Origin of the sequence: Joostella atrarenae, assembly GCF_021764745.1 — a bacterium.
Taxonomy (GTDB): Bacteria; Bacteroidota; Bacteroidia; order Flavobacteriales; family Flavobacteriaceae; genus Galbibacter; species Galbibacter atrarenae.
Genome location: NZ_JAETXX010000009.1, coordinates 150,032 through 164,393, shown reverse-complemented (window position 1 = coordinate 164,393; position 14,362 = coordinate 150,032). Strand labels below are relative to the sequence as shown.

11 protein-coding genes are annotated in these 14,362 nt (G+C 32.8%); 5 read left to right on the top strand and 6 right to left on the bottom strand.

What is annotated here, in order from left to right:
* Positions 1-178: 178 nt before the first annotated feature.
* The 5 genes from JM658_RS13240 (at position 179) to JM658_RS13220 (ending at position 6,586) form a co-directional block, all read left to right on the top strand.
* A complete protein-coding gene (locus tag JM658_RS13240) occupies positions 179-1,969 on the top strand; it encodes a serine hydrolase domain-containing protein (protein ID WP_236959751.1) in 1,791 nt (596 codons plus the stop codon).
* Positions 1,970-2,058: 89 nt separating this feature from the next.
* Positions 2,059-3,804, top strand: a complete 1,746-nt coding sequence (locus JM658_RS13235; RefSeq protein WP_236959750.1) for a LamG domain-containing protein — start codon at positions 2,059-2,061, stop codon at positions 3,802-3,804.
* Between the two features lie 90 nt (positions 3,805-3,894).
* Entirely contained in the window at positions 3,895-5,241 is a 1,347-nt protein-coding gene (locus JM658_RS13230) for a Gfo/Idh/MocA family protein (protein WP_236959749.1), read from the top strand.
* A gap of 11 nt (positions 5,242-5,252) precedes the next feature.
* Positions 5,253-5,993 carry a 3-keto-disaccharide hydrolase gene (locus JM658_RS13225; RefSeq protein WP_236959748.1) on the top strand — a complete coding sequence of 247 codons (741 nt, stop codon included), beginning with the start codon at positions 5,253-5,255 and terminating at the stop codon, positions 5,991-5,993.
* Positions 5,990-6,586: a 3-keto-disaccharide hydrolase gene (locus JM658_RS13220; protein ID WP_236959747.1), complete on the top strand. Its 597-nt coding sequence runs from the start codon at positions 5,990-5,992 to the stop codon at positions 6,584-6,586. The genes JM658_RS13225 and JM658_RS13220 overlap by 4 nt, the downstream gene beginning before the upstream one ends.
* A 158-nt stretch (positions 6,587-6,744) precedes the next feature.
* On the opposite strand, the gene JM658_RS13215 is transcribed toward JM658_RS13220, so the two are convergent.
* From JM658_RS13215 to rplS, 6 genes are all read right to left on the bottom strand, one after another.
* Positions 6,745-6,972, bottom strand: coding sequence for a DUF6095 family protein (locus JM658_RS13215; protein ID WP_236959746.1), 228 nt, complete (start codon positions 6,970-6,972; stop codon positions 6,745-6,747).
* Positions 6,956-7,780 (bottom strand): N-acetylmuramic acid 6-phosphate etherase, encoded by an 825-nt coding sequence (murQ, locus tag JM658_RS13210; protein WP_236959745.1) that lies wholly within the window; start codon positions 7,778-7,780, stop codon positions 6,956-6,958. The genes JM658_RS13215 and murQ overlap by 17 nt, the downstream gene beginning before the upstream one ends.
* A 19-nt stretch (positions 7,781-7,799) precedes the next feature.
* Positions 7,800-8,606 carry a DUF4249 domain-containing protein gene (locus tag JM658_RS13205; RefSeq protein ID WP_236959744.1) on the bottom strand — a complete coding sequence of 269 codons (807 nt, stop codon included), beginning with the start codon at positions 8,604-8,606 and terminating at the stop codon, positions 7,800-7,802.
* Between the two features lie 4 nt (positions 8,607-8,610).
* The gene (locus tag JM658_RS13200; protein ID WP_236959743.1) at positions 8,611-10,983 is read right to left on the bottom strand and encodes a TonB-dependent receptor; all 2,373 of its coding nucleotides are present in this window, start codon (positions 10,981-10,983) and stop codon (positions 8,611-8,613) included.
* Between the two features lie 110 nt (positions 10,984-11,093).
* Positions 11,094-13,319 (bottom strand): NADP-dependent isocitrate dehydrogenase, encoded by a 2,226-nt coding sequence (locus tag JM658_RS13195; protein ID WP_236959742.1) that lies wholly within the window; start codon positions 13,317-13,319, stop codon positions 11,094-11,096.
* A gap of 584 nt (positions 13,320-13,903) precedes the next feature.
* Complete coding sequence (gene rplS / locus JM658_RS13190; protein ID WP_236959741.1) at positions 13,904-14,254, bottom strand: 50S ribosomal protein L19; 351 nt, start codon at positions 14,252-14,254, stop codon at positions 13,904-13,906.
* Positions 14,255-14,362: the final 108 nt, after the last annotated feature.

The following is a 14,362-nucleotide window of genomic DNA, read 5'->3' as shown; positions in this document are numbered from 1 at the left end:
TTGCTATATACTTAAATGATTATATTATTTAATCGTTTTTGTGCTTAATAATAGATTGATTTTCTAACTAATATTTTGCTTTAAAATACTTTCTTCTATTTATAATTTTTACCTACTTTAACTTCCTTCCCTAATAAACTATTTTACTAAATTGCATTTTCAACTTTATACTTAGATAATGCGAATTTATATATCATTCATATTCCTATTACTTACAATTTCTTACCCTGTATTAGCGCAGTCTACTTCAGAAGACTCCTGTGTTGTATTAAAAAATGAGAATCAGCTATTGCCTATAAAAGATTTATTGCAATACAATATTGGGTTATTAGATTTTAGCATAAATGCTAATAGTAACAAATCATCAGATGAATTATTAAATGAACTTAATAAATATTCAGAAGTAAAGAACGTGACTAGTGGGGATGCCTTTGAACAAGATTTACTTATCTGTACAATAACTTCTAAGAATGTAGATTGGGAATTATTGTATAGGGTATTAAAATTATCGCCTAAAAAGAAGATAATACTAGTTTCTTTTATCCCTTTGTCATCCATAAAATTTAATGACTATATCTTTGAGAGTGATGTTTTAATTCAGTTTGATAAATTAAATAGTGTTTCAATGCGTAATGCTTCCGAAATAATCTTTGGAGGTAAAGCATGTTATGGAAAATTAGTTAATCCTATAGAAGGAAGATATGAAGCTAATTTTGGAATATCTTTAGAAAATAAGATAAGAATGGGATATGGAAACCCAGAAGAAGAAGGTTTAAATAGTGAGTTTATCGATAGAAAAGTAGACTCTATTATGTCTAAAGCTATAGATAAACATGCTTTTCCTGGGGCTCAACTTCTAGTTGCTAAAAACAATACAATTATTTATCATAAAGCGTTTGGTTATCATACGTATGATAAGAAGTATAAAGTTACCAATAATGATTTATATGACTTGGCTTCCGTAACTAAAATAACTGGTCCTCTTCCCGTTTTAATGCAATTAGTTGATAATGGAGTTATTGATATAGATGAGAAGTTTAGTCATTATTGGAAACCATGGCGTAAAATTAAAAACAAAAAGGATATTACTGTGCGTGAGGTTTTGGCTCACCAAGCTGGTTTAGAACCTTACTATATCTTTTTGAATGAAATAATAAAAGATAAGGAGTTTGTAAAGCGATTTGTTAGAAATGAGCCTAGTAAAAAGTTCTCTATTCAGATTTATAAGAATTTATATTTGAATAATAGGTTTCATAAAAAGATGTATCGCATTATAAATAAAACTCCAGTTTCTGCTGTTAAGAAATATAAGTATTCAGGGCTTACATTTCTCTTATATCCAGAGATAATATCACAACTTACAGGAGTTTCATATGAAAAATACGTAACAGATAGTATTTATAGTCCTTTAGGAGCTGAAAATTTAATGTTTAATCCATCAGGGAAATATTCTGAAGATCTAATAGTTCCTACGGAATTAGATACGATTTATAGAAAAGAGTTTGTAAAAGGATGGGTACATGATGAAAATGCTAGTTTATTGGGAGGTGTTTCTGGAAATGCAGGTTTGTTTGGAACAGCTAATGATCTCGCTAAATTAATTGCGATGTACCAGAATATGGGGACTTATGGAGGGAAACGTTATATTTCAGAAAAAACACTTAAAGAGTTCTCTAAAGTTCAATATCCTGAGAATGATAATAAACGAGGTTTAGGATTTGATAAGCCTTTGCTTAATAATGCAAGCCTAGACATATCGCATGCTTCTCCTGCGCCGGAAGTGAGTCCAAAAAGTTTTGGGCATGGAGGTTTTACTGGGACCTATGTTTGGGCAGATCCTGAAAATAAACTGATGTTTATTTTTCTATCAAATAGAGTATATCCAACAAGAGATAATAGAAATTTGTATAGTTTAAATATAAGGCCTTCACTTCAGCAAGTATTTTATAAGGCTTCTTCAGTAGAATAAATTAGATTTTAAGTGTAAGCTTAGTTTGTATGATAGTGGAATCATCAAATGTTTTTTCTATTTTAGATGATGTATTAAATCAACCATGAATGTTTTTTAAAGGATTTATCCTAAATGTAACTCTAATACTATTTTATGCAGCCTCTGGATTGGCGCAAGGCTATGATATAGTTAATGAAGAGCATTCTGTAACGGTGGAGATTAAAGGGATTCCTTTGAAGGATGTCAAATGGAAAGAAGATCCAGCATTGATAACAACTGGTACGTTTATATCCAGTCTTAAGACATTGTCTCCGCAAAAGAGGGGATACCGATTTTCTCCTGATATTTTTAATTTTAACGATTTTGAAACTTCCTCAACTAAAATCTTTAGAGCTTATAAATATAATATATCGGATAGATTAAAACTACACCTTCCCTTTAAGAGAGACGCTTTACAGAATGTAAATAATGACGAAAGGGTTACGCTTATTGATATTCAGTATAGAGATAGTGAGAGAAATGATGTTGCCTATTTTAATGGTGCGACTAGTTATATTGATTTTGGTTCTGATAATACAGATTTTCAAGAATTAACATTATCCGTATGGATAAATCCTGAGAAAGTAACAGGGAGTAATAGTATTATTGGAAAAGGAGAAGTTTTTTCAGCTAAAATATTTGATGGACATCCGCAATTTACAACACCTGGGATAAAAGATCATGTGAGTGAAGCAATTACTATAGAACCTAATAAGTGGGTGCATTTGGCATTCGTATTCATGCCTAACGATCAATTATTTTTTTACTTAAATGGTGAATTGAAAGATCAGATTACGGCCTCTACGATTGCAAATACTGATCATTCTATTTTAATTGGAAGTAATTTATGGGGGCAATATTACGAAGGATATATGAGCGACTTTGCTTTATGGAATCGAGCTTTAAGTGATGATGAAGTACATGAAGTCTTTGAAAAAGGGATTCCAGTTTCACAGGAGCAATCAAAATCATATTCGTTATGGTGGTGGCTGTTATTGATAATCCCAATAGGGATTTTATTGTATTTTTTACTTTCAAGAAAAAAAGGAGCGAGTTTGCCTTTAACGCAAGAAGGGAATAAAAAAGAACTTGTGCTGCCAGCTTTTAATATTCGTTGTTTAGGTGGCTTTGTTTTAACTGATAAAGATGGTGTTGAAATAACACATTTACTTTCTCCTAAAAGGAAAGAATTATTTTTGCTCTTATTACTTTATACAATTAAGAGCGGTGGGATATCATCTAAAAAGATGGGAGAGATTCTTTGGCCTAATTTTTCGTCGGAACGTGTGAAAAATAATCGTAGTACACAGATTAAAGAGCTACGTAAAACATTTGAAGGTAAACTTCCTATTACAATTGTTTTTATTGAGAAAAAGTGGAAAGTAATTGTGCCTGAAGATATAAAAGTAGATGTTATTTTATTGAAGAATTATATTCCTGAACTATTTTCTGGGAATTATAATACTAATTATGACTGTTCTTATCTTGAAATTTCAAGCATAGTAACAAAGGGAGCTTTACTTCCGCAGATAGATATAGAATGGATAGATAGTTTTAAGGCTGAATATGAAAGTGCTGTGCTAGATATTCTTACTCCGTATCTTGAAAGAGATAATAGCGATTGTAATTTGGTGACTGTTTGTAATGCTATTTTAGCAGTAGATCCTTTGTATGAAACTGCTGTAAAAAAGAAGGTGCAACTCTACATGAAGGAGGGAAAGCTAATGACAGCTCAAAAAATAATGGAAAATTATAAAAAGCTATATGAGGCATTCTACAAGGAAAATTATGATATAAATCTACTTCAATCATAATTTTTCGACTTTATTACCCCTTTTATTACCCCTCTTAGTACATCCTATGTTGTTAGATTAGAGCAATTAATAAACTAATACTACATTTCTATGGAAAACAACAAGAGACGTGATTTCTTAAAAAAACTTGGTGTAGCTGGAGCTGCAGCAACTGTTGCGCCAATGGCATTTGCTGGAGAAACAAAACCTTTTGAATATCTAAAAAGAACAATAGCAACACCTAATGCAGATACAATTCGTATTGCTTTAATTGGAGCAGGAGGTATGGGAACTGCCGATGCTTTAACTGCTTTACAAAACCCAAATATTACTATTACTGCTGTTTGTGATTTATATGATGGAAGAATAGAAGAAGCAAAAAACAAATGGGGAAACAGTCTGTTTACTACAAAGGATTATAAAAAAATATTAGAGAGAAAGGACGTAGATGCTGTGATAATTGGTACCCCAGACCATTGGCATAAACAAATAGGTATAGATGCATTGAGTGCAGGGAAGCATGTTTATTGTGAAAAACCTATGGTGCATTCTGTTGATGAGGGAATGGATTTAATAAAAGCTTGGAAAAAATCTGGAAAGATTTTTATGGTTGGGAGTCAAGGGTTGTCTTCTTTAGGGAATGAAAAAGCAAAGGAACTTTTAGCAGCTGGAGCTATTGGAGAGCTTAATTATGCAGAGGGTTTTTGGGCTAGAAATTCTCCGCAAGGAGCATGGCAGTATCCAATTCCGGGAGATGCCTCTACAAGTACTGTAGATTGGAATAGATATATTGCTAATACTAAAGATCGTGAATTTGATCCGCTTAGATTCTTTAGATGGCGTAATTATTTAGACTACGGAACAGGAATGTCTGGAGATTTATTTGTTCATTTATTCTCAAGTCTTCATTTTATCACTAATTCTTATGGGCCAAATAAAATATCTGCAACTGGTGGGTTGAGATATTGGAAAGATGGGCGTGAAGTTCCTGATGTATTATTAGGAATGTTTGATTATCCTGATTCTGCTCAACACCCTGGATTTAATTTATCACTACGCTGTAATTTTGTTGATGGAACTAGCGGAAGTACGTATTTAAAAATAGTCGGAAGCAAGGGGTCTATGGATGTTAAGTGGGAAGAAGTAGTTTTAAAAAGAAATGCAAATACTTTTGATGATGATCCATTTCTTGCTGAAAAAATGAAAGGACAAAATCAACGATCAGATAGAAAGAAACTTGTTGCTCCATTAGAAACAACTTATACTGCTGAGAAAGGCTATAAGGGAGCCCATTATGATCATTTTGCTAACTTCTTTAATGCAATTAGAACTAATGGAAGTGTTGTCGAAGATCCAGAATTTGCGTTTAGAGCAGCAGCACCTGCATTATTATGTAATGACAGTTACAGACAGAATAAATTTATCGATTGGGATCCAATTAAAATGAAATTAGTTTAAAAATTAATAAAATGAAAAAAGTATACTTAATTATGGCTTTATCAGCTTTTATATTAGGCTGTAAAGAAACTAAGAAAACAGAAATCGTAGAATCTAAAGATGCTAAGGAAACAACTGCTTCAGTAGAGAAAAGTAGTGACTGGGAATATCTTTTCGATGGTACCTCTACAGACGGATGGAGAAGTTATAACGGAACCTCATTGCCTGATGGATGGGTTATAGAGGAAGACATGCTTAAATCTCTTGGAAAAGGGGGTGATATAGGAGGAGATATTGTATATGATAAAGAGCAATATGGAGAATTTGAAATTTCTATTGAGTGGAAAATTTCTGAAGGTGGAAATAGTGGACTTTTTTATCACGTTATCGAGGATGAGAAGTATGATGCTCCATATTACAATGCGCCAGAATATCAAATGATAGATCAAATTGGATTTCCTCTGAAACTTGAGCCTTGGCAGTCTTTAGGGGCAGATTACGGTATGTATAATCCAGATTATGAAGGAGCCATTAAAAAGGCTGGAGAGTGGAATACTACCCGTATAGTTTTTACCAATGAAAAGGTTGAATATTGGTTAAATGGAAAAATGACCGTATCGTTTGTTCCTTGGAGTGATGATTGGAAAGAAAGAAAGGAAAGTGGTAAATGGAAAGATTTTCCAGATTACGGTAAAGCAAAAAGTGGTTATATAGGACTACAAGATCACGGAAGTTACATATGGTTTAAAAATATTAAAGTAAGAAAATTATGAAGTCATTTTATTTAGGAATATTTACAATTCTTTTGGTTTGTATGAGTTGTGGTTCAAGTACCTCTCTTTATAACGGAACTAATTTAGATGGTTGGGATATCTATGGTACAGAGAAATGGTATGTTAATGAGGAAGGCTTATTAGTGTCCGAAAGTGGACCTGATAAACAATATGGATACCTAGCAACAGAGAAAACATTTAAAGATTTTGAATTAACAGCAGAGTTTAAGCAAGATGCTGATGGAAATAGTGGAATCTTTTTTAGATCTGATATTGAAGGAACTAAAATAAGCGGTTGGCAAGCAGAAGTTGCTCCTCCTGGACATGATACGGGTGGTATATACGAATCGTATGGTAGAGGATGGCTTATTAAACCTGATGCTGCAAAAGATGCTTACTTAAAGTATGGTGAGTGGAACAGAATGAAGGTTCGAGTTGTAGGAAACCATGTAACAACTTGGTTAAACGGTCAGGAGATGATTAGTTTAACAGATGAGAAAATAGGGGAAGCTACTGGAAAAATTGCTTTGCAAATTCACGATGGTGGTGGAATTAAAGTTTATTGGAAAAATATTAATATAAAAGAGCTTTAAAATATAATCCAAATCTTCTAGAGTTAGAAGATGGATTGATAATTCAATTTGTTAATTAATGCGACGGAGTCGATCTAAAAGCCCACACTTTTACGGTCGGCTCTTTAGTTTATATAAAATTGTAGTAATAAAGGAGTGTCGATATTTTAGTATTCGACTTATTTATCTCCAAAAAATGATCTCATAATCACTCTTAAGCTGTAAAACCCCATTGCAATGGCTCCTATTGCTAATACTATTCCTATAATCAATACAGGCATATACCAAGGGTGAGTTTGATTTTTAAAAGCCTGATAAATAACTGTAGGAGCTAGAAACATTAGCATCACGGTGTATGCGAAATATTTTAAGCTTTTAAAAAATAACTCTCTATCCGTGTGTCTCATTATTATATGCATTTATGGAATTACGTACGCTTCCATTCTTTTCTAAAAGTTCCTTCGCTTTAGCTTCATCTACAGGAATCTCGTCCATAATCATTCTTATTCCTCGATCAACTAACTTATGATTGCTTAGCTGCATGTCTACCATTTTATTACCTATAACTTTACCTAAGCGAATCATAACGGCCGTTGAAATCATATTTAGTACTAATTTCTGTGCTGTACCAGCTTTCATTCTTGAGCTTCCAGTAACAAATTCTGGACCAACAACAACATCGATAGGATATTGAGCTTCTTGAGAAAGGGGACTTTTGCGATTACAAGAAATACTTCCTGTGGTAATATTGTTTTTATTACACATTTCTAAAGCTCCAATAACATAGGGAGTAGTTCCTGAGGCTGCAATACCAATTACTACATCTTTTTCAGAAACATTATATTCTTGTAAATCTTCCCAACCTTGATTAGCGCTATCTTCTGCAAATTCAACTGCTTTTCTAATTGCAATTTCACCACCAGCTATAATTCCGATAACCAAATCATAAGGAACTCCAAAAGTGGGAGGACACTCAGAAGCATCTACAACTCCTAAACGACCGCTTGTTCCTGCTCCCATGTAAAATAGGCGTCCGCCATTTTCTAATTTAGGGACAATAGCATTTACTAAAGCTTCTATGGAAGATAATTCTTTTGAAACTGCTTCAGGTACTGTTAAGTCTTCTTTGTTGATATTTGTAAGGAGCTCTTTTACGGTCATCTTTTCTAGATGATTGTATTTTGATGCTTGCTCTGTTGTTCTTTTAAAATCCATTCGTCAAAAGTAAAAATTATTACTCAATAGTGTATGTATAATTATCAGTTTCCGATAATCTAAAGTATCCGAAGGCAAAATTATCTAAATCTGATTCGTTTACAATATTACCTCTAACTGTAGCGGGTTGCGTTTCAAAAGGCCCTCCATTTTCTCCTGTTTGAGAAAGTAAGGTTTGCATATAAGTAAAATATCTTTTTGAAATACCATATAAGTTGATTTCTACATCGTCTCCAGGCTCGATATCTTCACTTGTAAAGTAGGCTGATATTTCGTTTCCGTTTAGTAATCTGTCTTCAATTACACTTATAGTATTGTCTTTTTCAGCATCAAACTTATATAGGTAATAATTTTCTTCATCAATAGGGTCTTGAAAGTAAGCTTTAAGCTCTATGTATTCATCAGAGAAAAAAGTAGTGGTGCTTTGTTCTATGTATTCTATTTCAGAAACGGGTAGTAGTGTTTCTTCAGCTGTATACGTTTCTCCTTCAGAAATTATTGTTAGGTAATAGGTTCTATTTAATTCAGGTTTAAAATTATCTGTTTGATAAAATCCAGAATCTCCATTTTCAATGAAGTCATATTGATTGCCTTCTTCATCAACGATATATACTTGAGCATCATTAACAGGAGGAACTTCAGTATCAAAATACGGCGCTGTTGTTGTGAGTCTTATTTCTTGTAAAGAACCATCTGTTCCTTTAACCCAGTTTATAGAAGCTTCTACCACTAATCTCGGTGGAGCAGTTTCTAAATCTACATCTATTACTTCTTCGCAAGATGAAATGAAACTGGTGAGTATGATTATTAAAAGTATTTTTTTCATGTTCTTAAAATTTGAAATTGTAGGTTACAGATGGAATAATCCCGAAAATAGAGAGTTTAACGGCTTCATTTCGTTGTTCTTCTACGTTTTCCCTAAAACTGATAGAAGCTGCATTTTTTCGATTGTAGATGTTATAAATACTAAACACCCATTCACTCTGCCAGCCTTTAGTCTTTTTAGGATTTGGAATGTATGTTGCGGAAACATCTAAACGGTTGTAAGAAGGAAGTCTATTATTATTTCTTTCGCCGTAGCTAGGAACGGTAACCCCTTCATATTCATACTGACCAGAAGGAAAGGAAGCCGGTCTTCCCGTTTGGAATATAAAATTCCCTCCAAAGCTCCATTTTGGAGTTAGCGTGTATGATGCGGTAAGAGAGATATCGTGTGTTTTATCATATGGAGTATGATACCATTTACCGTTATTTATTCCAGGTTCAATACTAGTTCTTCCAGGAGTTCTTTGGTGAGATTCTGATAAAGTATACGCTAACCAACCTTGAAATCTCCCTATGTTTTTTCTGAAAAGGACTTCCATACCGTATGCTTTTGCTTCTCCATTTAATATAACCTGCTCAATAGCATTGTTAGCAATTAGATCTGCACCATCTATATAATCGATTCTGTTATCTATTTTTTTATAGAAAAGTTCTGTTTCTATTGAATAGGCGTTGTTATTAATGTTTTTAAAATACCCAACTGCATATTGATCTAGAATTTGAGGCTTAATAAAAGAGCCACTAGGAGACCATATATCTAAGGGAGTAGGAGAGCTCGTATTCGTAATTAAATGCAAATACTGTGTCATTCTGTTATAGCTCGCTTTGATAGATTGCGTATCGTCTAAGGTGTAAGAAACAGCTATTCTTGGTTCTAAATTAGTGTAAGTTTTAACAGATTTACTTCTGCTAACGCTAATAGTGTCTATTGGAGTTGCTTTTTCATAAATTCCCAATTGTTGATTGTAAACTACAGGATTATCATCTTCGTAGACATTAATTTCATCTTGACCATATCTATTAAAATGACTTAATCTAAGTCCATATTCAACGGAAAGATTTTCTGTAATTTCTTGTTCTACATCTATATAAGCTGCAGCTTCATTTGCATATTTATCGGTAAGTTTAAAATAATTAATACCAGAATCTTCTCCTTCAGGTTCTATTTCTCCAGGATTAAATTTATAATAAACGTTATTAATTCCGTAGTTAAGCTTTAATTTATCTGACAGATAATGTTTGAAATCGTATTTTACATTGAAGTTTTTAATACCGCTATTCCAATTAAATCCAACAAAATCTAATGTTAGTCCGTAGTAATAGTCACTATAAATTACTGAAAGATTTGAAAATAACTTATCAGAAAACAAATGATTCCATCGTAAATTGATTACCGAATTTCCATAAACATTATTAAAGCTATCACTAATATCAAAGATGTCTCGACCAAAATATCCAGACATATAGATACTATTATTATCATTCAATTTATATGATAATTTGGTATTAAGATCGTAGAAATAAGCAGAGTTATCATTGTCTGTAAGTTTTAAAAATAAGTGAGCATAAGAACTTCTTCCTCCAATAAGAAAAGAGCCTTTGTCTTTTACAATTGGCCCTTCCGCTAAAATTCTACTGGAAACGGCACCAATTCCACCTGTCATATGGAATTTTTTACTATTTCCGTCTTTTTGATAAATATCTAGTACAGAAGATATTCTCCCTCCGTATCTGGATGGAATTCCTCCTTTATAAAGTTTTATATTTTTTATAGCATCAGGGTTGAAAACCGAAAAGAATCCAAATAAATGTGATGAGTTAAAAATTATGGCTTCATCTAATAGGATAAGATTCTGGTCTGCAGCGCCTCCTCGGACGTTAAAACCAGAAGAAGCTTCACCAGCGTTACTAACTCCAGGAAGGAGTAAAATCGATTTTATAACATCTGCTTCTCCGAGTACAGCAGGAATTTTTTTTATGGTTGCAGCGTTAAGGCTGTTAACGCTCATTTCTGGTTTTTTAATATTTATCTTTTCAATGTCTTGCTCTAAAACAATTTCGTCCAGTTCTTCAGCAGCATCTATTAAGCTAAAATTTCTTTTGGTGCTTTCACTTAGGTCAACTTCTTCTACAATATTTTGAAAGCCGATATAACTTACTTCAACATTATAAGTGCCTGCAGGTACAGAAATGGAGTAAAACCCGTATTCGTTAGTTGTAGTTCCTGTTTGTAGTTCTGGAATTATAATATTAACTCCAATGAGTGTTTCATTACTTGAAGCTTCTGAAATAGTTCCGCTGAGGATTACTTGATCTTGTGCATAGGATATTGAAATCCCACAGAAAAAAAACAAGCAGATTTTTAAGAAGTTGGTCATTCTATTTTTTTTAATAAAAATAATAGGAATTCTGTTGAATCACATAAAAAAGTGATTAAAAAATAAAGCCTCCAAAAAGGAGGCTTTATAATAATATATATTAAGTAGCATTATAATTTTGCAAGAATGCTATTAAATGTTTCACTAGGTTGCATTGCCTGTTTTGTTTTATCAACATTTGGCAAATAGTAACCACCTATATTTACAGGTTGTCCTTGCGCATCGCTAAGTTCTTTAACAATCTCTGCTTCTTTTTCTGTAAGCGCTGTTGCTATAGGAGTAAATACTTCTTTCAGCTCTGTATCTTGGCTTTGTTTAGCTAATGCTTCTGCCCAATACATTCCTAAGTAAAAATGACTTCCTCTTGTATCTATTTCTCCAACTTTTCTAGAAGGCGATTTATCTAACTCTAAGAATTTACCAGTAGCTTCGTCTAACGTATTTGCTAAAACAATAGCTTTACTATTATTATTAACATTACCATAATGCTCTAGAGAAACTGCCAGCGCTAAGAACTCTCCTAAAGAATCCCAACGTAAATGTCCTTCTTCTAGAAATTGTTGAACGTGTTTTGGAGCAGAACCTCCAGCACCAGTTTCAAATAAACCACCACCATTCATTAAAGGAACGATAGAAAGCATTTTTGCACTTGTACCAACTTCTAAAATAGGGAAGAGGTCAGTTAGGTAATCTCTCAATACATTTCCTGTTACAGAAATAGTATCCTTTCCGTCTTTTAACCTTGCTAGTGTGTAATGAGTAGCCTCTTCTGGAGACATAATTTTTATATCTAAGCCAGCAGTATCATGATCTTTAAGATAAAGGTTTACCTTTTTAATCAATTCTGCATCATGAGCCCTTTCTTTATCCAACCAAAAAATAGTAGGAGTGTTCGTTGCACGTGCTCTATTAACGGCAAGTTTTACCCAGTCTTGAATAGGTAAATCTTTAGCCTGACACATTCTCCAGATATCTCCTTCTTCTACCTTGTGTTCTATAATAACGTCTCCAGCTCCGTTTAAAACCTGAACAACACCATTACCAGAGATTTCAAAAGTTTTGTCATGAGAACCATATTCCTCAGCTTTTTGAGCCATTAAACCTACATTAGGAACTGTTCCCATTGTAGTAGGATCGAAAGCGCCATTTTCTTTACAGAAATCTATAGTTGCTTGGTAAACGCTAGAGTAACTGCTATCTGGAATAACGGCTTTAGTGTCTTGACTTTTACCTTCTTTATTCCACATCTGTCCAGAGTTACGGATCATAGCTGGCATAGAAGCATCAATAATGATGTCGCTAGGCACGTGTAAGTTGGTAATTCCTTTATCAGAATTTACCATTGCTAGATCTGGTTGCTCTTTTAATATAGTTGCTATTGTAGCTTGTAATTCTTTTTTCTCTGCGTCTGGTAGCTCGTCAATTTTTTCTAATAAATCTCCAAGACCATTATTTTCTTCCGCATTTATTCTATCTAATATAGCGCCATGCTTTTCGAAAAGCTCTTTGAAGAATACTTTCACAGTATGTCCGAATATAATTGGATCGGACACTTTCATCATGGTTGCTTTTAAATGTACAGAGAATAGAACTCCTTGTTTCTTTGCGTCTGTAACTTGTTCTTCAAGAAAGTTAACTAAAGCTTTTCTGCTTAATACAGTAGCATCAATTATTTCCTTGTCTAAAACTTTAAGGTGATCTTTAAGAACTTTAGTTTCTCCGTTATTACCAACAAACTGAATTTTTAATTCTTGGTCGTTAGTTACGGTAATTGATTTTTCATTTGAACGAAAGTCTCCATGACTCATTGTTGAAACATGCGACTTTGAATCTGCAGACCATGCACCCATTGAATGTGGGTTCTTTTTTGCGTAATTTTTAACCGCTTTTGGAGCTCTTCTATCAGAATTACCTTCTCTAAGTACTGGGTTTACAGCACTTCCTTTAATACTATCAAAACGAGCTTTAATCTCCTTTTCCTCATCGTTTTTAGGTTCGTGAGGATAGTTAGGAATATTAAATCCTTTTTCTTGCAACTCTTCAATAGCGTTTTCTAACTGAGGAATAGATGCGCTAATATTAGGAAGCTTAATAATATTTGCTTCTGGAGTTTTAGCTATTTCACCTAATTCTAATAAATCATTAGGAACTTGTTGCTCTTTAGTTAGCATATCTGGAAACACAGACAAAATTCTAGCAGCTAGAGAGATGTCTTTTGTTTGAATATCGATATTTGATGTTGAAGTATATGCTTTTACGATTGAAAGCCAAGAATAAGTGGCTAATGCAGGAGCCTCGTCTGTTTTAGTGTAAAGAATTTTCGGTTTTTGTGACATTTATTTGAAGAACTAATTTTAAATTAAACTTCACAAATATACAATTTAAAACAGTTTTTCTATAATAGAATGGTAACCAATTCTATAAAAAAAGTGATAAAATAAAAGCCATATCAATACAGTAAATGTTTTGATATGGCTTTCTTAGAAATAGCTGCATTAATAATTCTTAAAAAGATGTTCTTCATTTAGAAAAACTTACTAATTCACTATTTCTTGAAACATTAAGTTTTCTCAATAATGTAATCAAGACCTAACTGTAATATTTCGATTTTTGTTTTTAATTCCTACTAAGATTAATTATAAAAATTAATTCCTTTTGGCACTGACTTAGTATGTAATACTGAGTTCAAACTTTCTCTATTCATTTTAAGTTTTAATTCAAAATGGTAGCGACTTATTAAAAACATAGAATTAAGAACTTATCTGTCTTAAATCTGTTATATAAAAGTAAACTATATGTTCTGTAATTGCAAGTTTTTAACAAATTAGTAATCAACACATTATAAACATGAGTTGTTAACAATTGTTCATAAAAAAAAGCCTGCAATATGCAGGCTTTTCTATTTGCTATAATAAATTGGTTATGCTCTAACCTCTTTAATTCTTGCTTTCTTACCAGTAAGACCTCTAAAGTAATAGATACGAGATCTACGAACTTTACCTTTCTTATTGATTTCTATTTTCTGTAAAGCAGGCATGTTGATTGGGAAAATTCTTTCTACACCAACAGTTCCAGACATTTTTCTGATAGTAAATGTTTCTGAAGTTCCTGTACCTCTTCTTTGAATAACTACTCCTCTAAAGAACTGAGTACGTGTTTTTTCTCCCTCTTTAATTTCGTAGTATACAGTAATTGTATCTCCTGCTGAAAATTCAGGGAAGTCTTTTTTTTCTACAAATTGGTCTTGTACAAATTTTACTAAAGATTCCATTGCGATATTTTTATATAATGTGTTGATTCAAGTTAACATTCACGATTATCGTCAGAGGTTAATCTGAAATTGGATGCAAAATTAATTATTATTAATTAATACACAATA